Source organism: Pseudomonas sp. NFR09 (genome assembly GCF_900111535.1).
Classification (GTDB): domain Bacteria; phylum Pseudomonadota; class Gammaproteobacteria; order Pseudomonadales; family Pseudomonadaceae; genus Aquipseudomonas; species Aquipseudomonas extremorientalis.
Genome location: NZ_FOIH01000008.1, coordinates 14,648 through 40,445, shown reverse-complemented (window position 1 = coordinate 40,445; position 25,798 = coordinate 14,648). Strand labels below are relative to the sequence as shown.

24 protein-coding genes are annotated in these 25,798 nt (G+C 63.0%); 11 read left to right on the top strand and 13 right to left on the bottom strand.

What is annotated here, in order from left to right; all coding sequences use genetic code 11:
* Positions 1-206: 206 nt before the first annotated feature.
* Positions 207-2,099, bottom strand: a complete 1,893-nt coding sequence (gene exaA / locus BMX59_RS18250) for a quinoprotein ethanol dehydrogenase (RefSeq protein WP_083351482.1) — start codon at positions 2,097-2,099, stop codon at positions 207-209.
* A gap of 254 nt (positions 2,100-2,353) precedes the next feature.
* Between exaA and pedF the strand changes: the two genes are divergently transcribed.
* From pedF to BMX59_RS18200, 10 genes are all read left to right on the top strand, one after another.
* Complete coding sequence (gene pedF / locus BMX59_RS18245; protein ID WP_071492075.1) at positions 2,354-2,815, top strand: cytochrome c-550 PedF; 462 nt, start codon at positions 2,354-2,356, stop codon at positions 2,813-2,815.
* A gap of 3 nt (positions 2,816-2,818) precedes the next feature.
* On the top strand, positions 2,819-3,562 hold the full coding sequence (locus tag BMX59_RS18240; RefSeq protein WP_071492074.1) for a quinoprotein dehydrogenase-associated SoxYZ-like carrier: 744 nt from the start codon (positions 2,819-2,821) through the stop codon (positions 3,560-3,562).
* Positions 3,559-4,497 (top strand): quinoprotein relay system zinc metallohydrolase 1, encoded by a 939-nt coding sequence (locus BMX59_RS18235; RefSeq protein WP_371914381.1) that lies wholly within the window; start codon positions 3,559-3,561, stop codon positions 4,495-4,497. The genes BMX59_RS18240 and BMX59_RS18235 overlap by 4 nt, the downstream gene beginning before the upstream one ends.
* Positions 4,498-4,511: 14 nt before the next feature.
* Complete coding sequence (locus BMX59_RS18230) at positions 4,512-6,032, top strand: acetaldehyde dehydrogenase ExaC (protein WP_093124282.1); 1,521 nt, start codon at positions 4,512-4,514, stop codon at positions 6,030-6,032.
* Between the two features lie 241 nt (positions 6,033-6,273).
* The gene (gene pqqA, locus BMX59_RS18225; RefSeq protein WP_010209364.1) at positions 6,274-6,345 is read left to right on the top strand and encodes a pyrroloquinoline quinone precursor peptide PqqA; all 72 of its coding nucleotides are present in this window, start codon (positions 6,274-6,276) and stop codon (positions 6,343-6,345) included.
* 104 nt (positions 6,346-6,449) lie between these two features.
* The gene (ercA, locus tag BMX59_RS18220) at positions 6,450-7,613 is read left to right on the top strand and encodes an alcohol dehydrogenase-like regulatory protein ErcA (RefSeq protein ID WP_071492072.1); all 1,164 of its coding nucleotides are present in this window, start codon (positions 6,450-6,452) and stop codon (positions 7,611-7,613) included.
* Complete coding sequence (locus BMX59_RS18215) at positions 7,597-8,967, top strand: ATP-binding response regulator (protein ID WP_093124278.1); 1,371 nt, start codon at positions 7,597-7,599, stop codon at positions 8,965-8,967. The genes ercA and BMX59_RS18215 overlap by 17 nt, the downstream gene beginning before the upstream one ends.
* 64 nt (positions 8,968-9,031) lie before the next feature.
* A complete protein-coding gene (locus tag BMX59_RS18210; protein WP_093124275.1) occupies positions 9,032-10,495 on the top strand; it encodes a DASS family sodium-coupled anion symporter in 1,464 nt (487 codons plus the stop codon).
* 148 nt (positions 10,496-10,643) lie between these two features.
* Positions 10,644-12,290: an MFS transporter gene (locus tag BMX59_RS18205; protein WP_093124271.1), complete on the top strand. Its 1,647-nt coding sequence runs from the start codon at positions 10,644-10,646 to the stop codon at positions 12,288-12,290.
* Positions 12,287-13,441 (top strand): HlyD family secretion protein, encoded by a 1,155-nt coding sequence (locus BMX59_RS18200; protein WP_093124267.1) that lies wholly within the window; start codon positions 12,287-12,289, stop codon positions 13,439-13,441. The genes BMX59_RS18205 and BMX59_RS18200 overlap by 4 nt, the downstream gene beginning before the upstream one ends.
* A 67-nt stretch (positions 13,442-13,508) precedes the next feature.
* Here the strand turns inward: BMX59_RS18200 and BMX59_RS18195 are convergent, their stop codons facing one another.
* The 10 genes from BMX59_RS18195 to BMX59_RS18150 form a co-directional block, all read right to left on the bottom strand.
* Positions 13,509-14,405: an aldose 1-epimerase gene (locus BMX59_RS18195; RefSeq protein ID WP_093124263.1), complete on the bottom strand. Its 897-nt coding sequence runs from the start codon at positions 14,403-14,405 to the stop codon at positions 13,509-13,511.
* Positions 14,405-15,685 carry a TRAP transporter large permease gene (locus BMX59_RS18190; protein ID WP_092244716.1) on the bottom strand — a complete coding sequence of 427 codons (1,281 nt, stop codon included), beginning with the start codon at positions 15,683-15,685 and terminating at the stop codon, positions 14,405-14,407. The genes BMX59_RS18195 and BMX59_RS18190 overlap by 1 nt, the downstream gene beginning before the upstream one ends.
* A gap of 1 nt (position 15,686) precedes the next feature.
* Complete coding sequence (locus BMX59_RS18185) at positions 15,687-16,214, bottom strand: TRAP transporter small permease (RefSeq protein ID WP_071492065.1); 528 nt, start codon at positions 16,212-16,214, stop codon at positions 15,687-15,689.
* 64 nt (positions 16,215-16,278) lie between these two features.
* Complete coding sequence (locus BMX59_RS18180; RefSeq protein ID WP_071492064.1) at positions 16,279-17,241, bottom strand: TRAP transporter substrate-binding protein; 963 nt, start codon at positions 17,239-17,241, stop codon at positions 16,279-16,281.
* A gap of 51 nt (positions 17,242-17,292) precedes the next feature.
* Entirely contained in the window at positions 17,293-18,168 is an 876-nt protein-coding gene (locus BMX59_RS18175) for an SMP-30/gluconolactonase/LRE family protein (protein ID WP_093124258.1), read from the bottom strand.
* Between the two features lie 2 nt (positions 18,169-18,170).
* On the bottom strand, positions 18,171-18,995 hold the full coding sequence (locus tag BMX59_RS18170) for an NAD-dependent epimerase/dehydratase family protein (protein ID WP_071492062.1): 825 nt from the start codon (positions 18,993-18,995) through the stop codon (positions 18,171-18,173).
* A gap of 143 nt (positions 18,996-19,138) precedes the next feature.
* Positions 19,139-20,401 carry an OprD family porin gene (locus tag BMX59_RS18165; RefSeq protein ID WP_093124254.1) on the bottom strand — a complete coding sequence of 421 codons (1,263 nt, stop codon included), beginning with the start codon at positions 20,399-20,401 and terminating at the stop codon, positions 19,139-19,141.
* A gap of 170 nt (positions 20,402-20,571) precedes the next feature.
* Positions 20,572-21,429, bottom strand: coding sequence for a copper homeostasis membrane protein CopD (gene copD, locus BMX59_RS18160; RefSeq protein ID WP_093124250.1), 858 nt, complete (start codon positions 21,427-21,429; stop codon positions 20,572-20,574).
* Positions 21,430-21,432: 3 nt separating this feature from the next.
* The gene (gene copC, locus BMX59_RS18155; RefSeq protein ID WP_093124246.1) at positions 21,433-21,798 is read right to left on the bottom strand and encodes a copper homeostasis periplasmic binding protein CopC; all 366 of its coding nucleotides are present in this window, start codon (positions 21,796-21,798) and stop codon (positions 21,433-21,435) included.
* A gap of 18 nt (positions 21,799-21,816) precedes the next feature.
* A complete protein-coding gene (locus tag BMX59_RS18150; protein WP_071492059.1) occupies positions 21,817-22,260 on the bottom strand; it encodes a GNAT family N-acetyltransferase in 444 nt (147 codons plus the stop codon).
* 143 nt (positions 22,261-22,403) lie between these two features.
* Here BMX59_RS18150 and BMX59_RS18145 point away from each other — a divergent pair, with 143 nt between their 5' ends.
* The gene (locus BMX59_RS18145) at positions 22,404-23,024 is read left to right on the top strand and encodes a TetR/AcrR family transcriptional regulator (protein WP_025854871.1); all 621 of its coding nucleotides are present in this window, start codon (positions 22,404-22,406) and stop codon (positions 23,022-23,024) included.
* Positions 23,025-23,135: 111 nt separating this feature from the next.
* Here BMX59_RS18145 and preA read toward each other — a convergent pair whose 3' ends face one another.
* Complete coding sequence (gene preA, locus BMX59_RS18140) at positions 23,136-24,410, bottom strand: NAD-dependent dihydropyrimidine dehydrogenase subunit PreA (protein WP_093124242.1); 1,275 nt, start codon at positions 24,408-24,410, stop codon at positions 23,136-23,138.
* Complete coding sequence (locus BMX59_RS18135; protein ID WP_093124239.1) at positions 24,410-25,777, bottom strand: NAD(P)-dependent oxidoreductase; 1,368 nt, start codon at positions 25,775-25,777, stop codon at positions 24,410-24,412. Before BMX59_RS18135 ends, preA begins: the two co-directional genes overlap by 1 nt.
* Between the last annotated feature and the right edge of the window lie 21 nt (positions 25,778-25,798).

Sequence of the window (25,798 nt, the reverse complement as noted above, 5' to 3'; positions counted from 1 at the left end):
CGAGACCTCTGGGGATCCTGGGGTGAGCGGGCTTGCTGTGGCGAGCGGGCTTGTTGTGGCGAGCGGGCTTGCCCCGCGTTGGGCTGCGCAGCAGCCCCAAAACCTGACGGCTCGTTGGTGCTGGAGAAAAGCCGGGGGCCGCTTCGCTGCCCAACGCGGGACAAGCCCGCTCGCCACAAAGGATGACCCCGGCATATAGGGTGAGGTTACTTCTGCGCGGTTTTCAGGTCCCAGCTCGGGATCTTGAACACCCAGAACGACCCACCCTGTGCCACCGGCTTGGTCAGCTCCGCCATGTCGCCGCCCCACAACGGCACCGCGCCGCCGTAGCCGACTGTCACGCCGATGTACTGCTCGCCATCCTGTTCCCAGGTGATCGGCGGCGAGACGATGCCGCTGCCGGTCTGGAATTTCCACAGCTCTTTGCCGGTCTTCGCGTCGAAGGCCTTGAAGAAGCCGTCGCCGGTGCCGGTGAACACCAGGTTGCCCTTGGTCGCCAGTACGCCGGCCCACAACGGCAGGTGTTCCTTGTGCTCCCACACCACCTTGCCGGTGGTCGGGTTCATCGCCCGCAGGGTACCGACGTGGTCGTCATACATGCGCTTGATGCGAAAGCCCATGCCCAGGTACGCCGAGCCCTTCTTGTAGTTGACCTCTTCGGTCCAGTATTCCTCTTTCCACTGGTTGCCCGGGATGTAGAACAGCCCGGTGTCCTGGCTGTAGGCCATGGGGTTCCAGTTCTTGCCACCCAGGAACGGCGGCGAGACTTCCACCGGCTTGCCCTTGGTTTCACCCGGCAAAGGCTTGGCCGGACGCTGGCCTTCGTTTTCCACGGGGCGGCCGGTCTTCAGGTCGATGTGGCTGGCCCAGGTGATGTTGTCGACGAACGGGAAGGCGTTCTGCAGCTTGCCGTTGTTGCGGTCGACCACGTAGAAAAAGCCGTTGCGGTCGGCGTGGCCGGTGGCCTTGATGACTTTGCCGGCCTTGTCCTTGTAGTCGAACAGCACCAGCTCGTTGTTGCCGGAGAAGTCCCAGGCATCGTTCGGCGTGTGCTGGTAGAACCACTTCACTTCGCCGGTGCTCGGGTCGACGCCGACCTGGCCGGAGGTGTAGAGGCTGTCGAAGTCGTGGGGGTTGCCGTCCTTGGAGGTGCGCGCCCAGGTGTTCCACGGGCCAGGGTTGCCGGCGCCGACGATGATGGTATTGGTCTCGGCATCGAAGCTCGCACTCTGCCAGGGCGCGCCGCCGCCGTGGCTCCAGGCCTCGACCTTGCCGGTTTCGGTGGTCGGGTCATCCGGCCAGGACGGAGCCTTGACGTCGCCGGTTGGGGTGCTGTCCTTGCCGTTCAGGCGGCCCATGTGGCCTTCCACGAACGGGCGCATCCACACCTCTTCGCCGGTGTCCGGGTCGCGCGCATACAGCTGGCCGACCACGCCGAATTCATCGCCGGAGCTGCCGTGGATCAGCAGCACCTTGCCGCTGACCTTGTCTTTGATCAGCACCGGGGCGCCGGTCATGGTGTAGCCAGCGGCGTGGTCGCCGAACTTCTTGTTCCACACCACTTTGCCGGTGTTCTTGTCGAGGGCTATCAGGCGTGCATCGAGGGTGCCGAAGTAGATCTTGTCGCCGAAGATCGCCGCGCCCCGGTTGACCACGTCGCAGCACGGGCGAATGTTGTCGGGCAGGCGGTGGTTGTAGGTCCACAGGCGTTTGCCGGTCTTCGCATCGAGGGCGAACACCCGGGAATAGGAGCCGGTGACGTAGACCACGCCGTCGCTGACGATGGCCTGGGATTCCTGGCCACGCTGCTTCTCGTCGCCGAACGAATAAGACCAGGCCGGTGTGAGCTTGAACACGTTCTTGTCGTTGACCTGGGCCAGCGGGCTCCAGCGCTGGGCGTTGGTGCCCATGCCGTATTGCAGCACGTCCTTGGTGGTCAGGTGGTCGTTGGCGATGTCTTCCCAGGTGACGTTGCGGGTCTGTTTGGCAGGCTCGGCGGCGGCGAAGCTGGCCGCACTCAAGGACAGGCTGCCGACCAGCAGGAAGGCCTGCACGGCAAGGCTCAGCGGCGAGAGGGCGGGTAGCGATCTTATTGTCATGGTTGCAGTTCCCAGTGGAGGTTATGGCCTGCACAGGGTGCGATGTGAACGCCGTGGCGAATACGGAAAAAGTCCCGGTGTTGCCGGGACAATTTCCCGAACCGCCTCTGATTTAGCAGTGCCCCACAAGGCCTGCTACCAACGGATGAGAACCCGCCCACCAAAGCAGCATACGGGTCCTGCCGGGTGCTTCCTAAGATGGTTGCCATAGCCTCTGCCAAGAGGTTTTGCGTGCACTCCCGAGGGAAAAAATAATGACAACAAAACGCAACGCCTTGATTACCGCCTGCCTGCTCGCCAGTGCAATCAGTAGTGGATCCGCCTGGGCTCACGGCAACGTGACGCCCACCGCCGTGGAAACCAAAGGCCTCACCCCGATCAAGGACGCCGGCGTGCCGCTGGACGCCGATGGCTGGGCCGCCACCAACCCCTATCGCACCACGCCCGAACATGACAAAGCGGTTGAGGTCGGTGCGTCGGCCTATAACCAGAACTGCGCGGCGTGCCATGGCCTGGAAGCCAAGTCCGGTGGCATCGCCCCCGACCTGCGCATGCTCGATGCCGGCGACGCCGGCGATGAATGGTTCGTGGAACGTGTGCGCCACGGCGCCGTGCGCGATGGCCGGGTGTACATGCCGAAAATGGCCGACTACCTCAGCCAGGAAGCCCTGTGGGCGGTGCGCACCTACCTCGACAGCGTGCACGTCGAGGAGTAAGCCATGGGCCTGCGCGGGTGGTGGCTGTGCTGTGTGCCGATGCTGGCCTGGGGCGCGCCCGTGGACCCGGTGCCCTCGGTGATGTGGGCCTATTATCACCAGCGCTTGCTCGACAATGCAGCGTTTGTGTTCGACGAGCGGGTGAAGCTCCTGGCGCCGCCGTTCGCCGAGGATGCGCGCCAGGTGCCGCTGGAGATCGACGCCCGCGCCTTCAAGGGGGACGTGGTGAAGATCCTTGCCTGGGCCGAGTTGAACCCGCTGCCGCAGATCGTCGATTTCCAGCCGTTGGGGCCAGTACTGCCGTGGCTGTCGCTGCGGATTCGTATCGAACAGGCCACGCCGTTGCGTGCAGCGGTGCTCACCCGGGATGGCATGTGGCATGTCGGCTCGGCCCTGATCGATGCCGCCGGTGGCGGCTGCACCGCGCCCAGCGTGGTGCGCACCCAACCCGGCTGGGAAGAGCACCTGGGCGAAGTGCTCGGCGGCCGTTACCCGCGTGCCGAGTTCAGCCGCGTGAAACTGCAAGTTGCCCATCCGATGGATAATGGCATGATCAGCGGCATTCCCGAATTCTTTATCCACCAGGCCGAGCTGCGTGGCGCAGATAACCAACTGCTGGCACGCCTGGAACTGTTCCCCGCCGTCAGCGAAAACCCCAGCCTGGCCTTCGACATCGAAGGCCGCGAGCCCACGCGCCTGACCCTGCGCGACACCAGCGGCAACCAGTTCGAGGCGGCCATCCCATGAGCCTGCGCTGGATTGTGCTGTGGCTGCTGCTGTTCAGCCTGCCGGTGCTGGCGGACCTGGATTACGTCCTCAAACCTCGGTTGATAGCCGATAACACCTGGCTGCTGGAAGGCAGCACCGACAACTTCACCAGGGACAATGGCGGCAATATCGTCAATGTCGGGTTCATCGTCACCGAGCCCGGCGTGGTGGTGATCGACACCGGGCCGTCCAGGCGCTACGGCGAAGCCCTGCGCCAGGCCATCGCCCGTGTCACCGACAAACCGGTGATCCAGGTGCTGCTGACGCACCACCATCCCGACCACGCCCTGGGCAACCAAGCCTTCAGGGATGTACCGATTGGCGCCCTGGCCGGCACCAAGGATTTGCTGCATGAGCAGGGCGACAGCATGGCCGAGAACCTGTACCGCATGGTGGGTGACTGGATGCGTGGCACCGAAGTGGTGTTGCCCAACGAAGCCCTGCCAGCGGGGGTGAAAACCTTCGGCAGCCACGACCTGCAACTGCTGCACCTGCGCGGCCATACCGGCGCCGACCTGGCGATCCTCGACCGCAGGACCGGCGTGCTGTTTGCCGGCGACCTGGTGTTCTACCAACGGGCACTCACCACGCCCCATTCACCGGGATTGCCGATCTGGCTGGCGGACATCGCCACCCTGCAAGGCTTGCCCTGGACCCTGATCGTGCCCGGCCACGGCCCCATTGCGACCGACGCCAAACCCTTCGAACAGATGCGTGACTACCTCACCTGGCTCGATCAATTGCTGCGCGACGGGGCAGCCCATGGCAGCGACATGCCCGAGCTGATCCGCAGCCCTATCCCCGAGCGATTCGCGGGCATCAACCTGAGCCGCTATGAACTGACCCGCAGCGTGACCCACCTGTACCCCCACTACGAACGCACCCAGATGCAGCCCATCAACACCCAACAATAAGCAGAGGCCTCACCATGATCTACGCCCAACCTGGCACCCCCGGCGCCATCGTCAGCTTCAAGCCGCGCTACGGCAACTACATCGGCGGTGAGTTCGTCGCGCCGCTCAAGGGTGAGTACTTCACCAATACCTCGCCGGTCACCGGTGAAGTCATCGCCGAGTTCCCGCGTTCCAGCGCCGCCGATGTCGATAAGGCCCTTGACGCCGCCCACGCCGCCGCCGATGCCTGGGGCAAGACCTCGGCCCAGGACCGCGCCCTGGTGCTGCTGAAAATCGCCGACCGTATCGAGCAGAACCTGGAAGTGCTGGCTGTGGCCGAGACCTGGGACAACGGCAAGGCCGTGCGCGAAACCCTCAACGCCGACGTGCCCCTGGCCGCTGACCATTTCCGCTACTTCGCCGGGTGCATCCGTGCCCAGGAAGGCGGGGCCGCCGAGATCAACGAGCACACAGCGGCTTATCATTTTCACGAACCATTGGGCGTGGTCGGGCAGATCATCCCGTGGAACTTCCCATTGCTGATGGCGGCGTGGAAACTCGCGCCGGCACTCGCCGCCGGTAACTGCATCGTGCTCAAGCCGGCCGAGCAGACGCCGTTGTCGATCATGGTGTTTGCCGAGCTGATCGGCGACCTGCTGCCGCCCGGCGTGCTGAACATCGTGCAAGGTTTTGGCCGCGAAGCCGGGGAGGCCCTGGCTACCAGCAAGCGCATCGCCAAGATCGCCTTTACCGGCTCCACCCCGGTGGGCGCGCACATCATGCACGCGGCGGCCGAGAACATCATCCCGTCCACTGTGGAGCTGGGCGGCAAGTCGCCGAACATCTTCTTCGAAGACATCATGAGCGCCGAGCCTGCGTTTATCGAAAAGGCGGCCGAAGGTCTGGTGCTGGCGTTCTTCAACCAGGGTGAAGTGTGCACCTGCCCCTCGCGGGCGCTGGTGCAGGAGTCGATCTACGAGCCGTTCATGGCCGAGGTGATGAAGAAGATCGTCAAGATCAAGCGCGGCAACCCGCTGGACACCGAGACTATGGTCGGCGCCCAGGCCTCGGAGCAGCAATACGACAAGATCCTGTCCTACCTCAAGATCGCCCAGGAAGAGGGCGCGGTGCTGCTCACCGGCGGCGCGGCCGAGCGCCTGGAAGGCGACCTGTCCAGCGGCTATTACATCCAACCGACCCTGCTCAAGGGCCACAACAAGATGCGTGTGTTCCAGGAGGAAATCTTCGGCCCGGTGGTGGGCGTGACCACCTTCAAGGACGAGGCCGAAGCCCTGGCGATTGCCAATGACAGCGAGTTCGGCCTGGGCGCCGGCCTGTGGACCCGCGACATCAACCGCGCCTACCGCATGGGCCGGGCGATCAAGGCGGGTCGGGTGTGGACCAACTGTTATCACCTTTACCCGGCGCATGCGGCGTTTGGCGGGTACAAAAAATCGGGCGTCGGGCGTGAAAACCACAAGATGATGCTGGATCACTACCAGCAGACCAAGAACCTGCTGGTGAGCTACGACATCAACCCGCTGGGCTTCTTCTGACCCTCTGATTGCAACGCGGTCCCCTGTGGGAGGGGGCTTGCCCCCGATAGCGGTGTGTCATTGACATAAATGTTGACTGACCCGCTGCCATCGGGGGCAAGCCCCCTCCCACATTTTGGCCTCTGTACATTCGCGACTAATGCAGTGCGCTTGATACTTCGAAAGTAGCATTCGCTGCCCCATCCCCCCATGCATTAATGACCCCACCGGAATTTTCCGGAACAACAAGAGGACTGCCCCCATGTGGACCAAACCTGCGTTTACCGACCTGCGTATCGGCTTCGAAGTGACCATGTACTTCGCCAGCCGTTGATCGCGGGAGCTGTCGGAAGGATGCCTCTTTGGTCTGATTGCATTCGCAGCCGGATCGGTTAGTGTGGAGCGCATTCTTCCAAAATAATAAAAACAGGCTTTCCAATGAGCCCAAATCTGAGCCTCCTGCGTAAATTCGTCTCGCCTGAAATCATCTTTGGAGCCGGTTGCCGGCACAACGTCGGTAACTACGCCAAGACCTTCGGCGCGCGCAAGGTGCTGGTGGTCAGCGACCCCGGCGTGATCGCCGCCGGTTGGGTGGCCGATGTGGAAGCCAGCCTGCAAGCCCTCGGCATCGACTACTGCCTGTACAGCGCCGTCTCGCCCAACCCGCGTGTCGAAGAAGTGATGACCGGCGCCGAGGTGTACCGCGAACACCACTGCGACGTGATCGTAGCCATCGGCGGCGGCAGCCCGATGGACTGCGGCAAGGCCATCGGCATCGTGGTGGCCCACGGGCGCAGCATTCTTGAGTTCGAGGGCGTCGACACCCTTCGCGTGCCCAGCCCGCCGCTGATCCTGATCCCCACCACCGCCGGCACCTCGGCGGATGTCTCGCAGTTCGTGATCATTTCCAACCAGCAGGAACGCATGAAGTTCTCTATCGTCAGCAAGGCGGTAGTGCCGGATGTGTCGCTGATCGACCCGGAAACCACGGCCAGCATGGACCCGTTCCTGTCCGCCTGCACCGGCATCGACGCATTGGTGCATGCTATCGAGGCGTTCGTTTCCACCGGCCACGGCCCACTCACCGACCCCCATGCGCTGGAGGCGATGCGCCTGATCAACGGCAACCTGGTGCAGATGATCGCCAACCCCACGGATATCGCCCTGCGCGAGAAGATCATGCTCGGCAGCATGCAGGCCGGGTTGGCGTTTTCCAACGCGATCCTCGGCGCAGTGCACGCCATGTCCCACAGCCTCGGCGGCTTCCTCGACCTGCCCCATGGGCTGTGCAACGCAGTGCTGGTGGAGCATGTGGTGGCGTTCAACTACAGCTCGGCGCCGGAGCGTTTCAAGGTGATTGCCGAGACGTTTGGCATCGACTGTCGCGGCCTCAATCACCGGCAGATCTGCGGGCGGCTGGTGGAGCATTTGATAGCGCTCAAGCGGGCCATCGGCTTCCACGAAACCCTGGGCCTGCATGGTGTGCGCGTGGCGGATATTCCGTTCCTGTCCCAGCATGCGATGGGGGATCCGTGCATCCTCACCAACCCGAGAGAGTCGAGCCAGCGTGACGTCGAGGTCGTCTATGGCGAAGCTCTCTGACGACCAGCAACGCGCACTCGCCGGGTTGCTGGGGCTGGGCGACCAGTCGGCGCGCAAGAGCCATTACCCGGAACTCACGGCGCGGCTGGATGAGCTGGAGGCTGAGCGCAAGCGCTATATCCGTCTCAATGACGAGTTGGAGCAGCGGGTCGCCGCACGCACCGACGAACTGTTGGAAGCCAACCACAACCTGCAACAGCAGATCGCCCAGCGCGAGCAGATCGAACAGGACCTGCGCGACGCCCGCGACGCCGCCCAGGCCGCCAACCGCAGCAAGGACAAATACCTCGCCGCCGCCAGCCACGACCTGTTGCAACCGCTGAATGCCGCACGCTTGTTGATCGCCACCTTGCGTGAACGGTCGTTGCCCAGCGTCGAGCAGGTGCTGGTGGAGCGCACGCACCAGGCGCTGGAGGGCGCCGAGGACTTGCTCACCGACTTGCTGGACATCTCGCGGCTCGACCAGGCGGCGGTCAAGCCAGATGTGGCGCTGTACCGCCTGGATGAATTGTTCGCGCCGCTGGTCTCGGAGTTCCAGTCGGTGGCCCAGGCGGCGGGGTTGAACCTGCGGGTGCACACCGGCTGCTATGCGATCAGCACCGACTTGCGATTGCTGACGCGGATCTTGCGTAACTTCCTCAGCAATGCCTGCCGCTATACCGACGAAGGTTGCATCCTGTTGGGCGCGCGCAAGCGGGGCGATGGCCTGCGCCTGGAGGTCTGGGACACCGGGCGCGGGATTGCGGAGGACCGGCTGGAGGCGATCTTCCTCGAGTTCAACCAGCTCGACGTCGGCCGCGCTGCGGACCGTAAAGGCGTTGGGCTGGGGCTGGCGATTGTCGAGCGGATCGCCGAAATCCTGGGTTACCCGATTGCCGTACGCTCGTGGCCGGGACGGGGCTCGATGTTCAGTATCGAGGTGCCGTTGAGTAACGAGATCCCTCTGCCGATCAGCCAGTTGCCGGCCCAGCCGACCACTGGCAACCCGCTGCCGGGACGGCGTCTGCTGGTGATCGACAACGAGGTGAGCATCCTCGACAGCATGCGCGCGCTACTCGGGCAATGGGGCTGTGATGTGGTCACCGCCACCGACCAGGCCGGAGCGTTGCTGGCGTTGGAGGGCAGGGCGCCGGAACTGATCCTGGCCGATTATCACCTCGACCATGGGGTGGTGGGGTGTGCGGTGGTCAAGCACCTGCGTGAGCATTTCGAACTGAACATCCCGGCCGTGATCATTAGCGCCGACCGCACCGACCAGTGCCGTAGGGCGTTGCGCCGACTGGAAGCGCCGTTGCTGAACAAACCGGTCAAGCCCGGCAAGTTGCGGGCCGTGTTGAGCCAGTTGTTGGCCTAGGTCAACACGTCGCAGGTGCTTTTAGCCCATGCTCAAGGCCTGATCTAGAGCCTTGGAGTGGCCCATGAGTGCGGCATCTTTCAAATTACCCCTGGGCCTGGTCATCGCCGTGTTGGTGATGGCCGGGGTGCTGCTGTTGCCGGTGCCCGCCGACTTGCCGGTCGCCGGGCACCGCATGCTGGCGATCCTCGCGTTTGCCGTGGTGGTGTGGATCACCGAAGCGGTGTCCTATGAAGCCAGTGCGATCATGATCACGTCGCTGATGGCCTTTCTGCTGGGCACCGCGCCGTCGTTGCAGGACACCGCGCATGTGATCGGCACCAGCCCGGCGATCAGCATGGCGCTCACCGGGTTTTCCAACCCGGCGCTGGCGCTGGTGGCCGGGGCGCTGTTTATCGCAGCAGCCATGACCCACACCGGCCTGGACCGGCGTATCGCCTTGGTGACCCTGAGCCGGGTCGGTACCAGCACCCGACGCATCCTGCTGGGGGCGATTGCGGTGACGGTGCTGCTCAGCCTCGTGGTACCCAGCGCCACGGCGCGCAGTGCCTGCGTGGTGCCAATCATGATGGGCGTGATCGCCGCGTTCGGCGTGGACAAACGCTCGAATATCGCCGCTGGCATCATGATCGTGGTGGCCCAGGGCACCAGCATCTGGAACGTCGGCATCCAGACCGCCGCCGCGCAGAACCTGCTCACCGTCGGTTTCATGGACAAGATGCTTGGCCAGCGCGTGTCGTGGATCGACTGGCTGATTGCCGGCGCGCCGTGGGCGTTGATCATGTCGGCGGTGTTGCTGTTCCTCGTGCTCAAGTTGCTGCCGCCGGAGACCGACAGCATCCCCGGCGGTAAAGAGGCGGTGGCGCAGTCGCTGGTGGAGATAGGGCCGATGACCGGCGCGCAGAAGCGCCTGTTGAGCGTTTCGGTGTTGCTGCTACTGGCCTGGGCCACGGAAGGGCGACTGCACAGTTTCGACACCACCTCGACCACCTACGCCGGCCTGGTGTTCCTGTTATTGCCGGGTATCGGCGTGATGACCTGGAAGGATGTGCAGTCGCGCATTCCGTGGGGAACGGTGATCGTGTTCGGGGTAGGCATCAGCTTGGGAACGGCGCTGCTGACCACCCAGGCCGGGCAATGGCTGGGCGCGCAAGTGGTGGCGCATACCGGGCTTGACCAGGTGGGGCCGCTGGGTGTGTTTGCGATTCTTGGTGCGTTCCTGATCCTGATCCACCTGGGCTTCGCCAGCGCCACCGCGTTGACCTCGGCGCTGTTGCCGATCCTGATCGCGGTGTTGCAGACCTTGCCGGGGGATTTCAGCCGGTTGGGCATGACCATGCTCCTGGGGTTTGTGATGAGCTACGGGTTTATCCTGCCGATCAATGCACCGCAGAACATGGTGTGCCTGGGGACCGGGACGTTCACGGCGCGGCAGTTCGCCAAGGTGGGGGTTCTGGTGACGCTGGTTGGCTACCTGTTGATGCTGGTATTCGCTGCGACCTACTGGAGTTGGCTCGGCTGGATCTGAATACACAGGACATCCCAGCGGGGCAGGGCGACAAGTCGACTTGCCCTCGTACATTTCAGGTTCTTCGCATCAATTATGCCCTCGACATGGCAAGATGAACTCCGCTCAGGTTTACTGTCTCTGAGTATGGGTTTACCTGAGTCATCGAATGAACAAATACACCCCCCACACCTGGGAGCCCCACGAGCGCCCGAGCCTGCCCGGTTCGCCGTCTACGCCGCTGCACCCGACGCACAAGCGTTGGCTGTTCGCGATGGTGGGCGTGCTGGTGGCGATTACCGGTGGGTTGGGAAACGCACTGGTCATCGCCAACCTGCAATACCTGCAAGGCGCACTCGGTGCGACCACCGCTGAAATGGCCTGGCTGCCCGCCGCCTATGTGATGACCAACGTGTGCATGAACCTGCTGCTGGTGAAGTTCCGCCAGCAGTTCGGGCTGCGTGCATTTACCGAGGTGTTCCTGGTGCTGTACGCCCTGGTGACTTTCGGCCACTTGTTCGTCAACGACCTCAGCTCGGCCATCGCGGTGCGCGCGGCCCATGGCATGGTGGGGGCGGCGCTGAGTTCGCTGGGTTTGTACTACATGATCCAGGCGTTCCCGGCCAAGTGGCGCTTGAAGTCCCTGGTGCTGGGGTTGGGTACGGCGCAGTTGGCGTTGCCACTGGCGCGCCTGTTCTCCGAAGACTTGCTGCAAATTGCTGAATGGCGCGGGTTGTATCTGTTTGAACTGGGCATGGCGCTGATCTGCCTGGGCTGCGTATTCCTGCTTAAACTCCCGCCCGGCGACCGCTTCAAGACCTTCGAGAAACTCGACTTCCTCACCTTCGCCATCCTTGCCACCGGTGTCGCCTTGCTCTGCGCCGTGCTGTCCCTGGGCCGCATCGACTGGTGGCTGGAAGCACCGTGGATCGGCATCGCCTCGGCCTGTTCCCTGGTGCTGATCATGGCCGGGCTGGCCATCGAGCATAACCGCGCCAACCCGATGCTGATGACCCGCTGGCTGGGCAGCGGCGTGATGATCCGCCTGGCGCTGGCAGTGATCCTGATCCGCATGGTGCTGTCCGAGCAGTCCACCGGCGCCGTAGGCTTCATGCAGATGTTGAACATGAGCTACCAGCAGATGCACACCCTGTACGTAGTGATGCTGGCCGGGGCGATTGCCGGGTTGGTGGTCAGTGCGTTGACCATCAACCCGGCCCATTTGCTGATGCCGCTGGTGATTTCCCTGGCACTGATGGCCACCGGGGCGGTGATGGACAGTTTTTCCAGCAACCTGACCCGGCCGCAGAACCTGTATGTCAGCCAGTTCCTGCTAGGCTTCGGCGGTACATTCTTCCTGGGGCCGACCATGGTGCTGGGCACCAGGAACGTGCTGGCCAACCCGCGCAACCTGGTGAGTTTCTCGGTGATGTTCGGTATCTGCCAGAACCTCGGCGGCCTGATTGGCGCGGCGTTGCTGGGCACGTTCCAGATCGTGCGCGAGAAGTACCATTCCAGCATGATCGTCGAGCATCTGACCCTGCTCGATCCGCGTGTGGCCGCGCGGGTATCGAGCGGCGGTTCGGCCTATGGCGGCATTGTCGCCGACCCCGAGTTGCGCAACCTCATGGGCATTCGCAGCCTGGCCACGGCGGCGACCCGCGAGGCGAACGTGATGGCCTACAACGATGTCTTCATGCTGATCGCGATCATCGCGATACTGACCATGATCTGGATCTTTATCCGCAGCCTGTGGCTGATGAGCACGACCAAAACAGCAGCCCCTCCCGTTCAACCCAGCGGCGCTTCTTCATGACCGAACCGACTTCCACCACCACCACGACCACCAACGCCATCGCCGCCACCCCGGAAGGCACCACGCCGCCAGGCGCCTCGGTCACCGAGCCACGTTCCCTGCGGGTGCGCATCGTCTCATCGCTGGGGTTTGCCGCGATTGCCATTGTCGGGGTGCTGATCGTGTTGTATGCCTGGCAGTTGCCGCCGTTCAGCAGCGCCGTGGAAACCACCGAGAACGCCCTGGTGCGTGGGCAGGTGACGATCATCGGCCCGCAACTGAGCGGCTATGTGTTCGAAGTGCCGGTGCAGGACTTCCAATACGTCAAGGCCGGTGACCTGCTGGTGCGCCTCGACGATCGCATCTACAAACAGCGCCTGGACCAGGCGCTGGCGCAACTGGCGGTGCAGAAGGCCTCGCTGGCGAATGTGGTGCAGCAGCGCAACAGCGCCGAAGCCACCATCAAGCTGCGCCAGGCAGCCTTGGTGGACAGCCAGGCACAAGCCCGCAAAAGCACGGCCGATTTGCGCCGCAATGAAGAACTGATCAGCGACGGCTCAGTGTCCAGGCGCGAGCTGGACGTGACCCGCGCCGCCAATGCACAGACCATCGCCGCCGTGGCCCAGGCCCAGGCCAGCCTGGAAATCGCACGACAGGACCTGCAGACAGTGATCGTCAACCGTGGCTCCCTGGAAGCTGCCGTAGCGAGTGCCGAGGCCGCGGTGGAGCTGGCGCGTATCGACCTGTCCAACACCCGCATCACTGCGCCGCGTGACGGTCAGTTGGGGCAGATTGGCGTGCGCCTGGGGGCCTACGTCAACTCCGGCGCGCAACTGATGGCGCTGGTGCCGCCGCAGCTGTGGGTGATTGCCAACATGAAGGAAACCCAGATGGACAACGTGCAGGTCGGCCAGCCGGTGACCTTCACGGTGGATGCCTTGAACCACCGCAAATTCCACGGCACGGTGCAGCATATTTCCCCGGCCACCGGTTCGGAGTTCAGCCTGTTGCAGGCGGACAACGCCACCGGCAACTTCGTGAAGATCGCCCAGCGCGTGCCGCTGCGGATCACCGTAGATCCGAACCAGGCCGAGAGCGAGCGGTTGCGGCCTGGGTTGTCGGTGGTCGTCAGTATCGACACTGCCGGGCGCCTGAAAAACGCTCCACCCTGACACAACACACATCAAAACTGTGGGAGGGGGCTTGCCCCCGATAGCGGTGTGTCAGCTACCCACTGTGTTACTGATTCACCGCCATCGGGGGCAAGCCCCCTCCCACATGTTGTATGTATTTGAGCTTGAAGTTGAGTTGTATCGACTGATTGTGTTCCAGCAGTTTCAGGCCCGGCCGTCCGGCCAGGTGATGGGCATTCACCGGATGGCTCACCGGTTCGATGCAGAAGAACCCCAGCCCCGGTGGGCAATACAGCAGGAAGTAGTCGGCGCCGGTGGCCTGGCATTCCAGCGTGTAGCCCAACTCTGGCTGCTCGATCAGGCAACGCCCGTCCCACTGGCAAAAGCCGTTGTCCACCAGGCCTTCCGGCAAGGTCTTCAACGTCTGGAAGTCCCAGGCGGCGGGTACCGGTGCCAACCCCGTGGGCAGTTTCGACGCATCACTCATCCACACCTGCGAGGCCTTGGCCTGCAACCGCGTTTGCGCTGTGCGCGGCAGGTAGGGATGCAATCCCAAGCCATGCCACGCGGGGTTATCCGCCAGATGGGTCACCCGCAACGTGATGCTCAGTTCACCGCCGCGCAAGCAGAACCGCTGCTCGGCGCGATAGGCGAACGGTGTGTCGCACAGCAGTTCCAGCACCACTTCGTCCGCCGACTGGCTGACCACCTGCCACGCCTGTTGCCAGGCCGACCCATGAATGGGCAGCGGGTCGGTCATGCTGTTCGGCGTGAGCGCCAGCCAGCCGTCGGGGTTATCGAACCCGCCTTGGGCGATCCGGTTGGACCAGGGTGCCAGCGGGTAACAGCCAAGTTTGCCCGGCAGGCCCGTATCCAGGGCCTGTTGGTCGCTGTGGCGCAACAACGGCTGGCCGCTGGCCCGCACGCGCCAGTTGACGATGCTTGCGCCCACGGCCGGGGCCAGGGTGAGGTGGGTCAGGTTGTCTTCCAGTTCGATCAGCATCACAGCACCACGCTTGGCAGCCACAACGACAGCGCCGGAATGTAGGTTACCGCCATCAGGATCAGGAACAGCACCCCATAGAACGGCAGCAGCGCTTTCACGGTCTTCTCGATGCTCACCTTGCCCACTGCGGCGCCCACGAACAACACCGCGCCCACCGGTGGGGTGATCAGGCCGATGCCGAGGTTGACCAGCATGATCATGCCGAAATGCACCGGGTCGACGCCCAGTCCGAGCACCACCGGCAGCAGGATCGGCGTGAGGATCAGGATCAGCGGCGCCATGTCCATCACCGTGCCGAGCAACAGCAGCATGATGTTGATGCACATCAGGATCACGTAGCGGTTGTCCGACAGGGTCAGGAACGCCGTGGTGATCTTCGCCGGGATCTGCATCAGGGTCATGATGTAGCCGAAGCTGGCGGCGAAGGCGATCAGTATCATCACGATGGAAATGGTGCGCACCGTGCGGTGCATCAGCTTGGGCAGCTCGCGCCATTTGTAGTCGCGGTAGATGAACATGGTGACGAAGAATGCCCACAGCACGGCAATCGCGGCCGATTCGGTGGCGGTGAAGATGCCCGAGAGGATGCCGCCGAGGATGATCACCATGGCCATCAGGCCCCAGAGGGCATCGGCGGCGATCTTCAGCGCCTGCTTCAGGGGAATGACTTCGCCCTTGGGGTAGTTGCGCTTTTTCGCGAAGATCAGGCACAGCACCATCAGGCAAGCGCTCATCAACAGGCCCGGCACCACGCCGGCCATGAACAGCGAGGCGATGGACACGGTGCCGCCGGCGGCCAGGGAGTAGAGCACCGAATTATGGCTGGGTGGCGTCAGCAACGCCTGCACCGAACCGCTGACGGTCACGGCGGTGGCAAATTCCCGCGGGTACCCACGGCGTTCCATTTCCGGGATCAGCACCGAGCCGACCGAGGCGGTATCGGCCACCGAGGAGCCGGAGATGGCGCCGAAAAACGTCGAGGCCATGATATTGACGAGGGACAGGCCGCCGCGCACAAAGCCCACCAGCACCCCGGCAAACGCCACCAGCCGACGTGACATGCCACCCTCGGCCATGATCGCTCCGGCTAGCACAAAGAACGGAATCGCCATCAGCGAAAACTTGTTCACGCCCCCGGCCACCTGAATCATCAGGGCCTGGAACGGGATGTCGATCCACCACGCGCCGATCAGTGCCGACATCCCCAGGGCGTAGGCCACTGGCATGCCCAGCAGGATCAAGGCGATAAAACTGCCCAACAGAATCAATGCATCCATTTCAGGCAGCCCCTTCGTTTTCTTCCACCAGGTCGAACCGCACCACGCGCCGCTGGCTCTGGTCGCCGAGCAGGAGTTTTTCCAGCACGAACACCAGGGTCAGCAGCCCGCCGATGGGGATTGGCATATAGGTGATGCCCACGCGCAGTGTGGGGATGGCGCTCATGAACTGGTTCCAGGTGGACAGGCACAACTTGGTGCCCCACACGGCCATGAACAGGCAGATCGTCGCCATCAACAGTTGCGCGACGATACCGGCGATCTGGCGTTGGCGTGGCGGCAGGCGGTCAGTCACCACCGCCACCGACATATGCGCACCCGCGCGGTAACTGGCGGCGGCGCCGACGAAGGTGAAGATCAGCATCAGCAGGATGGCGGTGGGTTCCGGCCAACTGGCGCCGGTGCCGAGGACGTAGCGGGCGAAGATGCCCCAGGGGATGATCAGCGCAACCCCCAGTACCGAAAGGCCGGCGACCCAGATACAGGTCATGTACAGGCGGTCGTTGATGCGCAGCAGTAAATTCTTCATGGCGTTCACCGTAACCGGGCGCGTCGATGCCGACCGCGCCGGGCCTTGCTAGAGAAGGAGGGCGTTACTGAACGGCGTCGATACGCTTGATGATATCGGCGTAAGCCGCGCCGTATTTGGCGCGCACCGGCGCGGTGGCGTCATAGAAGGGCTTTTTGTCGACGGTGATGAATTCCACGCCGGCGGCCTTGAGCTTGGTTTCACTGCTGGCGGACTTGGCGTCCCACAGCACGCGCTCGTCCGCCTGGGCGGCCTTGGCGGCCTTCTTCACCATGTCCTGCTGGGCGGGAGTGAGCTTGTTCCAGGTGATTTTCGACATCACGATGGGCTCGGGCAAGATCAGGTGTTCGGTGAGGGTGTAGTACTTGGCGTTCTGGAAGTGGTTGTGTTCGAGCAGGGTCGGCGGGTTGTTTTCCGCGCCGTCGATCACCCCGGTCTGCAGGGCGCTGAAGATCTCGCCGGTGTCCATGGCAATGCCGTTGGCCCCCATTTCATTGAAGGCCTCGATGAACAACGGGTTGCCTTGCACGCGGATCTTCATGCCCTTGAGGTCTTCGATCTTGCGCACCGGTTTCTTGGTGTAGAGGTTGCGCGTGCCACCGTCCATCCAGGCCAGGGCCACCAGGCCGAATTCCGAATCGGTGATCTTGGCGAGGATCTCATCGCCGATCTCGCCGTCGATGACCTTGCGCATGTGCGCCTGGTCACGGAACACGAACGGCAGGTTGAACACATTCACGTCCGGCACCACCGGGCCGACGATACCGAGGCTGACACGGGTCATCTGGACCGCGCCGACCTGGGCCTGTTCGACCACTTCTTTCTCGGAGCCCAGCACACCGCCGGGGAAGTACTTGAAGGTCAGTTCGCCGTTGCTTTCCTTGGTCAGGGCCTTGCCCATGTTTTCTTCGGCGACGACGGTGGGGTAGCCGGCGGGGTGGATGTCGGCGAACTTGATTTCCAGGGCGTGGGCGGCGCTGGCGAGGGTCAAGCATGCAGCGGCGAGCAAGGTGCGTTTGAAGTCCATGGGGTGTCACTCCTGTCTTGTTATTGTTGTATTCAAGGCACAGCGATGCAGCTAGAGGGTGAACGTGGGCTCCGGCAATCCGACAACGCCGGGGTTGAGGGCGAACACGCCGCCGGACAGCGACTGGGGACTCTGGTCGTCACGGATCGAGGTAACGAACAGAGTGTCCAGGCGGCTGCCGCCGAAGGCGCACATGGTGGGTTTCTTCACCGGTACGGTGAGGGAGCGGTCGAGGCGGCCGTCGGGGGTGAACCGGTGGATCAGGCCGGCGTCGTTGGCGCAGATCCAGTAGCAGCCGTCGGCGTCTACCGCCGCGCCGTCGGGGCGACCGAGGTAGTTGTGCATGTCCACGAAGACGCGGCGGTTGGAGGGCGTACCGGTGTCGGTGTCGTAGTCGAAGGCCCAGATCTGTTGCACCAAGGGGTGCGAGTCCGAGGCGTACATCGTACGGCCATCCGGGCTGAAGGCCAGACCGTTGAGGGTGATGAAACCGTCCAGTTGTGCATGGGGCGCGGCGCCGCAAGCGTAGCGGTAGAGGATGCCCTCGGCCGCATTCAAGCCCATGTTCAGCACCATGCTGCCGGCCCAGAAGCGGCCCTGGCGATCACAGCGACCGTCGTTCAGGCGCATGTCGGCACGGGGGTGTTCGACACCGGCCAACGGCGTGGTGTCGAGGCTGCCATCGTTGTGCGGGGTCAGTTGGAAGAAGCCGGTTTCCATTCCCGCGACCCAGTTGCCGGCATCGGTGCGGGCGATACAGGCGAGCATCTGCGGGGCTTTCCAGGCGGCGAGATGGCCGGTGGCAGCACTCCAGCGTTGCAGGCCACCGTTGGGAATATCCACCCAGTACAGTGCGTTCTCCTCGGGCACCCACACCGGGCATTCGCCCACGGCGTTGCGGGCGTCGACGATCAATTCAGCGGTCATGGTCAGTCCCCGAATGGCCCGGCCGCGCAGAACGCGCCACCCTGGTAGACCTTGGCCGGGTCATCGGCGGCCACGGGGGGCTGGGTCTCGACCTGGGCGCGGAACACTTCCGAGCTGTCCTTGGGCGCAAAGCCCAGGTGCGCGGCGTAGCGGTTGTCCCACCAGGTGTCGAGGTTATCCGACATGCCGTACACCACGGTATGGCCGACGTTGGGCGTGTACAGCGCGCGCTCCAGCAACTGTGTGAGGTCATCGAAACTCAGCCAGGTGTGCATCATCCGGCGGTTCTGCGGCTCCGGGAACGACGAGCCGATGCGGATGCTCACGGTCTCGATGCCATAGCGGTCGAAGTAGAAACTGGCCATGTCTTCGCCGTAGGACTTGGACAAGCCGTAGTAGCTGTCCGGGCGGCGCGGCGAGTGGGCGTCGAGCTGTTCACCCTGCTTGTAGAAGCCGATCACATGGTTGGAACTGGCGAAGATCACACGCTTCACGCCGTGGCGGCGGGCGGCTTCGTAGATATGGAAAATCCCGCAGATATTGGCGCCGAGCACTTCTTCGAACGAGCGCTCAACCGAGACGCCGCCGAAGTGCAGGATGGCGTCGACGCCTTCCACCAGGTGGTGCACGGCTTGCTTGTCGGAGAGGTCGCAGGTCTGCACTTCTTCGGACGCGTCGGCGGCCGGCGCCATGTTGGCGATGTCCGACAGGCGCAGCACGTTGGCATAGGGGCGCAGGCGTTCGCGCAGGACTTTGCCGAGGCCGCCGGCGGCACCGGTGAGCAGCAGGCGGTTGAATGGAACAGGCGTGGTTGTGGAAGTGGTCATGAGGGTTCCATTGTTGTTGTAGGTTGTCGTATGACTATATCGAAGTATCGTTAGGGATTCCCTGGGTTGTCAACGCTAATACAGGCGATGGGGTTTCAAATGCGGGATATGCATTGACTCGACGTCTGCGCCCGGCCCGAAACCTACAGCAGCGAAATCGGGTAGCTGATAAAGAGCCGGTTCTCGTCGAACTCGTTATTGCTGAAGTCCCGACGCATGGTCGAGTTGCGCCAGCGCACGTTCAAGTCCTTGAGTGCACCGCTCTGTACGGTGTAGGCCAACTCTGATTCGCGGCCCCATTCCTTGCCATCGGTGATCGCCCCGGTGTGCACGTTGCTGCCGCTGATGTAGCGGTTCATCAGGGTCAGCCCCGGAATGCCGAGCACCACGAAGTTGAAGTCATGGCGCACCTGCCAGGATTTCTCCTTGGCGTTGTCGTAGCTGGCGTTGTAGCTGTCGTTGGCCAGGGTGCCGCCACTGGTGCCATTGACCCGCATCCACACGCTGTCGCCGGTGAGTTTTTGCAGGCCTACATAGAAGGTGTTGCCGTTGTACCTGGCCGAGAGCAGGGCGAAGGCGGTCTTGTTGTCGAGGTCGCCAGCCAGCGCGCTGCCGTCTTCCTTGCCGGTGAAAAAGCCAAGGTTGGCGCCCAGGGTCCAGTCGCCCACGGGTTGGCTGTGGGTCAGGTTGAAATACTGTTGCTGATAGATGTCGGTGAGTTCGGCGTACCACACACCGACCTGGGTGCGCTTGTCGTTGAAGCTGTATTCGCCGCCACCGAAGTTGAAACGGTCGGAGGTGAACGCGGCCTTGCCGTTCATGAACATGTCTTCCATGCTCGCGTCATTGCGCGGGCTGTTGCCGCGAAACTGGCCGCCGTAGAGGGTCAGGCCGGCGATCTCATTAGACGTGACCTGGCCGCCACGGAAGGTCTGGGGCAGGGAACGGCCATCGTCGGAGCGCAGGATCGGCAGCACTGGCATCCACTCGCCGACCTTCAATTCAGTCTTCGATAATTTGCTTTTCAGTGCTACGCCCAGGCGGCCGAAATTGTCGGCCGGGCGGCCATCGCTGTGGATCGGCAGCAATTGCGTACCGCCGGTGCCTTTACCGCCATCGAGCTTTTGCGAATACAGGCCCAGCACATCAATACCGAAGCCCACCGTGCCTGTGGTGTAGCCGGACTTGGCATCGAGGATGAAGTTCTGTGTCCACTCTTCGGCCTTGCCCTGAGGGTTGCTCGGGTTGGTGAAGTTGCGGTTGAAGTAGGCGTTGCGCAGGTTGAGCGTGGCTTTGGCATCGTCGACGAAGCCTTCTGCCGAAGCGGCGAGGGGCAAGGTGAAGGCCAGGCTGCCGAGGCCGATAACACCCAGGCGAACGGAGGAATTGCGGGCGAGTGAACTCACAGTGAAGCTCCCTTTCTTTTGTTGTTTTTATTATTTGTCATACGTTGTCGTACAACATTGGGTGCGATATTTGCGAGGTTTTCAGGCGCTGTCAAGTAGAAGTTATACGATGACCTGCCCGGTATGGAGGTTCAATGTAGGAGGGGGCTTGCCCCCGATGACGGTGTGTTTCAGTCAACCATGAGCATCGGCGGCAAGGTGCCCAGGAGGGAAACGGCGGCGACGGCGGCAATCCCCAGCACCCACTCCAGCTTCACGCTGGCCTTCAGGCTGCCCAGGCGTTCTTCACAGCGCTCGATACGCAGCCGGTTCAGCAGTGCCAGGGCCAACATGCCCAGCACCAGCAGCACCTTGATCAACAGGATCAGGGCGAACCCGTTGAACAACGGTGTAGGCCACAGTTGCCCGGTGAGTACACGCACGTTGATCAAGCCAGTCACCAGCAAGCCGGCGACCAGGCCATAACCCACACCGCTGAACCGTCGCAGGATCGGCTCCAGCGCAACAGGCGGGGATTGGCGCAGGATCAACACCAGCAGCAGCAACCCGCCGAGCCAGGCACCGACACACACCAGGTGCACCACCTGATTGAGGATCAGCAACCTGCCGCTGAGTCCGTCCAGCATGGCGCCATGGCCGACCGGTGCCAGTGTCGTCAGCAGCAGTGCGATCACTGGCAGGCGCATCATCGGCCATGGTTTGACCAACACGATCACCAGCAGCAGGTTCAGCAACAGATGCCACACCCACACCTGGCCAAAGAAGGTCTTGCCCAGCACCAGCTGTACGGTGGCCGGCTGCAATGCCGCGTCCCAGCGGCCGGCCATGCTCGCGGTGATCAGCAACAGCCAGGCGAGACCGGAGCCCAGCCCCAGCCAGGCCAACCCCCGGGTGATCCGCTCAAGTTGCCGGTCCAGCGCCGGTTGCGGTGCAGCGCCGAGCAGCCAGGGCCTGAATGCGCAGGCCCCGAACATCAACAACACGACGCTGAAATGCAGGAAACGGCACAGCACCAGCAGGGTAGCCATGGGTTACTGGCCGACCTTGAAGCTGTATTCGCCGTTGCTCTTGTGGGTGTCGACCGAGACCGCGTTCCACACCACTTTGTAGGTACCGGCGGCCAACGGGGCGGCCGGGGTGACCACCAGCACTTTCTTGTCGGCGTCCGGCGTTTCCAGGCCCTTGATCGCGACTTCGGTGCCGTCCTTGCTCAGGGACACCTTGGTGAAGGTGGCTTCGACGCCTTCGCTGAAGGTCAGGCGCAGGTCCTTGGGCGCAGCGACGCTGCTGTCGGCCGCTGGCTCCGCACCCTTGAGGTGGGCATGGGCAAACGCTGCCGAGGCGCCGAGCAAGGAAGCGAGCAGGGCGAGGGTGGTGAGGCTTTTCTTGATCAACATTGTTCAATACCTTCGGGGTCAGGGAGTCGGTAGAGCCATGTGCAGCAAGGGAAAGGGCTTGCCTTCGCCATCCAGCGGCGAGCGCGCAACCTGGATAAAACCATAGTGCAGGTAGAACCCCACGGCTTGTGGGTTTTGTTCGTTTACATCGACGGTGAGCGTGTCGTGACGGGCACGGGCGTGGTCCAGCAACTGGCGGCCGATGCCCTGGCCACGACGCTCGGGGTCGATAAACAGCATCTCCACATTGTTCCCGCCGGTACCGATAAAACCGGCGATGCCTTGTTGATCTTCATACACCCACACTTCCAGGGCAGGCATCGGCAGGTAGGTGTCGCGTACCAGGGGCAGCAAACGTTGAATGTCATCCTCGGGGAGGAAGTCATGGGTGGCGCGCACCGAGCGTTCCCACAGTGCTCCCAGCACGGGGTCGTCGGTGGCCACACGAGGTCGAATAGTCATTGCAATGATCCTTCATGGGGACCGCGATCCTAACCAATCCGATTTCCGGGGGAAAGGTTCGCGTCAGAAGTTTCACTATGGCCTGTCGCCCCGATCTAGAGCCGATGGTAGTCTTTAAGCCAAGTTGTTGTCAGGGAGCCCTTATGGGCAATCACAAGATCGGAATTCGTCGGGTCAACGTCGAAAAAATCCTGCTGGCCGCGGAGAAAATCTTCGCCGAAAAAGGCTACGGCAGCACCGCCATGGCCGACATCGCTGAAGAAGTGCAACTGCCGCGCTCCAACCTGCATTACTACTTCACCACCAAGAGCGAGCTGTACAGCGCCGTGCTGTTCGACCTGCTGGAAGTGTGGAAGCAGGACGCCCTGAGCTTCGAGACCTTCGATGACCCCCGGGTGGTGCTCAGCAGCTACATCCGCGCCAAGATGCAGCGCTCGCGCACGCGGCCGTATGGTTCGAAAGTCTGGGCCAACGAAATCATCCACGGCGCGCCGACCCTAGGTGAGGCGCTGGATGAAAGCCTGTACGACTGGGCCAAGATGAAGGAAGCGAAAATTCGCCAATGGGTGGAGGACAAACGCATCCTGCCGGTGGAACCATCGAGCCTGCTGTACATGATCTGGGCCTCGACCCAGCACTATGCGGACTTTGATCACCAGGTAAAAATCTTGAATGATCACCAGCCGTTGTCGGATATGCAGTTCGAGAAGGCGATTCAGACGGTGACCAGTGTGATTTTGCGGGGGATTGGGTTGGAGCCTTGATCTTTGTTGGGGCTGAGGGCCTCATCGGGGGCAAGCCCCCTCCCACACGTTGATTTATGAACATATTCAAAAATGTGGGAGGGGGCTTGCCCCCGATGGCGGTCTAAAGGCCTACACAGCCTCCCGGTAGGGATTCCTCGGATCCTGCGTCCAATTCAAAAACGGCTTGCCGGTGTCTATCGGTACCATCTCGATGCAATCGGCCACCGGACAGGTGATCTGGCATAGGTTGCAGCCCACGCACTCATCGTCGATCACCTCATATTTATGCGTGCCATCCGCCTGTTTCAGGCTGGCAATGGCCTGGTGCGAGGTGTCTTCGCAGGCGATATGGCAACGCCCGCAGCCAATGCAGGCGGCCTGATCGATCCTGGCGATCACCTGGTAGTTGATATCTAGGTACTTCCAATCCGTGGTGTTGCCCACCGCTCGCCCGGAGAACGCCTGCAGGCTGGTGTAACCCTGGCTGTCCATCCAGCGCGACAGCCCGTCCTTCATTTCCTCCACAATACGAAACCCATGCAGCATTGCCGCCGTGCACACCTGCACCGCGCCGCAGCCCAGGGCGACGAACTCCGCCGCATCGCGCCAGTTGCCGATGCCGCCAATGCCGCAGATCGGCAGGCCTTGGGTCTGCGGGTCGCGGGCGATTTCGGCGACCATGTTCAGCGCAATCGGCTTCACCGCTGAACCGCAGTAACCGCCGTGGGTGCTCTGGGTGCCGACTACCGGCAGGGCGACCATGCGTTCCAGGTCCACGCTGGTGATGGAGTTGATGGTGTTGATCAGTGACACCGCATCCGCACCGCCGCGGTACGCCGCCCGCGCTGCTACGCGGATATCGGTGATGTTCGGGGTGAGCTTGACGATCACTGGCAGCGAGCAGTACGTCTTGCACCAGCGCGTCACTTGTTCCACGTACTCCGGCACCTGGCCCACCGCCGCGCCCATGCCGCGTTCGGGCATGCCGTGGGGGCAGCCGAAGTTCAGCTCGATACCGTCGCAGCCGGTGGCTTCAACCAGCGGCAGGATGTTTTTCCAGGACTCCTCGACGCACGGCACCATCAGCGACACGATGAGTGCACGGTCGGGCCAGTCCTTTTTCACCTGGGTGATTTCCCGCAGGTTGATCTCCAGCGAGCGGTCGGTGATCAGCTCGATATTGTTGATGCCCAGCACTTCCCGGTTGGCGCCGTAGTGCGCCGAGTAGCGTGACGACACGTTGACCGCCGCCGGGTCTTCGCCCAGGGTTTTCCATACCACGCCGCCCCATCCGGCTTCGAAGGCGCGGACCACGTTGTAGGCTTTGTCGGTGGGCGGCGCGGAGGCCAGCCAGAATGGGTTGGGGGCCTTGATACCGGCGAACACTATCGAGAGATCGGCCATTACGCAGCCTCCACAGTCAGCATGAGTTGGGCGTGCATGGCTTCGGCGGCCAGCTTGCCGTGTTGCACCGCCTGCACGGTGAGGTCCTGGCCGAGGCTGACGCAATCGCCGCCGGCGTACACCCCGGGAATGCTGGTGCGCAGCTGTTCGTCGACGAAAATACGCTCGCCGACCCGGTGCAGTTGCTCGGCCAACGGGTCGTGCAGGGCCTCGTTATCGAAACCCTGGCCGATGGCCTTGAAGATCGCGTCGGCGGCCAGTTCGAAGGTTTCACCGGTGGGGTGCAGACGGCCGTTTTCCATGCGCGTGCGCAGGAAGCGCATGCCGCGTACATGACCCAGGTCATCCAGCAGCACGGCTTCGGGCTGGGCCCAGGTCAGCAGGCGCACCTGGTTGGCCTTGGCGATATCCTGTTCGTGGTGGGTGGCGCCCATGTCCGTCAGGCCGCGGCGGTATACCAGGTTCACATCGCGGGCGCCGAGGCGGGCCATTTGCACGGCCATGTCGATGGCGGTGTTGCCGGCGCCGAGCACGATGCAGCGATCGGCCAGGGGCAGTTGGGTGAGGTCGTCGGCCTGGCGCAGCTCGCGGATGTAGTCGGTGGCGGCGAGCAGGCCGGGCGCGTCTTCATTCGGCAAGCCGAGCTTTTTGCTGGCGGCAAGGCCGAGGCCGAGGAACACCGCATCGAAGTGCTGGTGCAGGTCGCTCAAGGTCAGGTTGTCCCCCAGGCGCTGGCCGTGGCGGATCTCGATACCGCCGATCTGCAAGAGGAAATCCAGCTCCTTCTGCGCAAAGTCATCCACCAGTTTGTACTTGGCGATCCCATATTCATTCAGGCCGCCGGCTTTTTCCCGGGCTTCGAAAATCACCACGTCGTGACCGTGCATGGCACTGCGATGGGCGCAAGACAGACCGGCAGGCCCGGCACCGACCACGGCAATCCGTTTGCCGGTAGGCGCGGCGCGGTGGAAGGGGTGTTCGCTGAAGTGCGCGTTGTCGATGGCGTAGCGTTGCAACAGGCCGATCAGCACCGGAGCGCATTCTTCGGCGTTGTTACGCACGCAGGCTTGCTGGCACAGGATTTCGGTGGGGCACACCCGCGCGCAACTGCCGCCGAGGATATTGGCCGAGAGAATCTTCTGCGCCGCGCCTTGCACGTTTTCGGTGTGGATGTTGCGGATGAACGACGGGATATCGATTTCGCTGGGGCACGCGTTCACGCAGGGCGCGTCGTAGCAATACAGGCAGCGCGAGGCTTCCAGTTGGGCCTGGCGGGCGTTGAGGGGCGGTGCCAGGTCGGTGAAATGGCTGGCGAGTGTCGGTCCATCCTCAACGGGATGGGGGAGATGGGTCAGGGTCTGGATCACGGTGTTGGCCTCACGGTTATT

What these genes read in the sequence shown, in the direction of transcription:
- BMX59_RS18190 (WP_092244716.1), bottom strand. Translation starts at nt 15,685, where the DNA reads ATGGATGCATTGATTCTGTTGGGCAGTTTTATCGCCTTGATCCTGCTG.
- BMX59_RS18205 (WP_093124271.1), top strand. Translation starts at nt 10,644, where the DNA reads ATGAACAAATACACCCCCCACACCTGGGAGCCCCACGAGCGCCCGAGC.
- BMX59_RS18240 (WP_071492074.1), top strand. Translation starts at nt 2,819, where the DNA reads ATGGGCCTGCGCGGGTGGTGGCTGTGCTGTGTGCCGATGCTGGCCTGG.
- BMX59_RS18145 (WP_025854871.1), top strand. Translation starts at nt 22,404, where the DNA reads ATGGGCAATCACAAGATCGGAATTCGTCGGGTCAACGTCGAAAAAATC.
- copD (WP_093124250.1), bottom strand. Translation starts at nt 21,429, where the DNA reads ATGGCTACCCTGCTGGTGCTGTGCCGTTTCCTGCATTTCAGCGTCGTG.
- preA (WP_093124242.1), bottom strand. Translation starts at nt 24,410, where the DNA reads ATGGCCGATCTCTCGATAGTGTTCGCCGGTATCAAGGCCCCCAACCCA.
- BMX59_RS18200 (WP_093124267.1), top strand. Translation starts at nt 12,287, where the DNA reads ATGACCGAACCGACTTCCACCACCACCACGACCACCAACGCCATCGCC.
- BMX59_RS18210 (WP_093124275.1), top strand. Translation starts at nt 9,032, where the DNA reads ATGAGTGCGGCATCTTTCAAATTACCCCTGGGCCTGGTCATCGCCGTG.
- BMX59_RS18150 (WP_071492059.1), bottom strand. Translation starts at nt 22,260, where the DNA reads ATGACTATTCGACCTCGTGTGGCCACCGACGACCCCGTGCTGGGAGCA.
- BMX59_RS18235 (WP_371914381.1), top strand. Translation starts at nt 3,559, where the DNA reads ATGAGCCTGCGCTGGATTGTGCTGTGGCTGCTGCTGTTCAGCCTGCCG.
- BMX59_RS18185 (WP_071492065.1), bottom strand. Translation starts at nt 16,214, where the DNA reads ATGAAGAATTTACTGCTGCGCATCAACGACCGCCTGTACATGACCTGT.
- BMX59_RS18175 (WP_093124258.1), bottom strand. Translation starts at nt 18,168, where the DNA reads ATGACCGCTGAATTGATCGTCGACGCCCGCAACGCCGTGGGCGAATGC.
- exaA (WP_083351482.1), bottom strand. Translation starts at nt 2,099, where the DNA reads ATGACAATAAGATCGCTACCCGCCCTCTCGCCGCTGAGCCTTGCCGTG.
- copC (WP_093124246.1), bottom strand. Translation starts at nt 21,798, where the DNA reads ATGTTGATCAAGAAAAGCCTCACCACCCTCGCCCTGCTCGCTTCCTTG.
- BMX59_RS18170 (WP_071492062.1), bottom strand. Translation starts at nt 18,995, where the DNA reads ATGACCACTTCCACAACCACGCCTGTTCCATTCAACCGCCTGCTGCTC.
- BMX59_RS18180 (WP_071492064.1), bottom strand. Translation starts at nt 17,241, where the DNA reads ATGGACTTCAAACGCACCTTGCTCGCCGCTGCATGCTTGACCCTCGCC.
- BMX59_RS18215 (WP_093124278.1), top strand. Translation starts at nt 7,597, where the DNA reads ATGGCGAAGCTCTCTGACGACCAGCAACGCGCACTCGCCGGGTTGCTG.
- BMX59_RS18230 (WP_093124282.1), top strand. Translation starts at nt 4,512, where the DNA reads ATGATCTACGCCCAACCTGGCACCCCCGGCGCCATCGTCAGCTTCAAG.
- BMX59_RS18195 (WP_093124263.1), bottom strand. Translation starts at nt 14,405, where the DNA reads ATGCTGATCGAACTGGAAGACAACCTGACCCACCTCACCCTGGCCCCG.
- pedF (WP_071492075.1), top strand. Translation starts at nt 2,354, where the DNA reads ATGACAACAAAACGCAACGCCTTGATTACCGCCTGCCTGCTCGCCAGT.
- ercA (WP_071492072.1), top strand. Translation starts at nt 6,450, where the DNA reads ATGAGCCCAAATCTGAGCCTCCTGCGTAAATTCGTCTCGCCTGAAATC.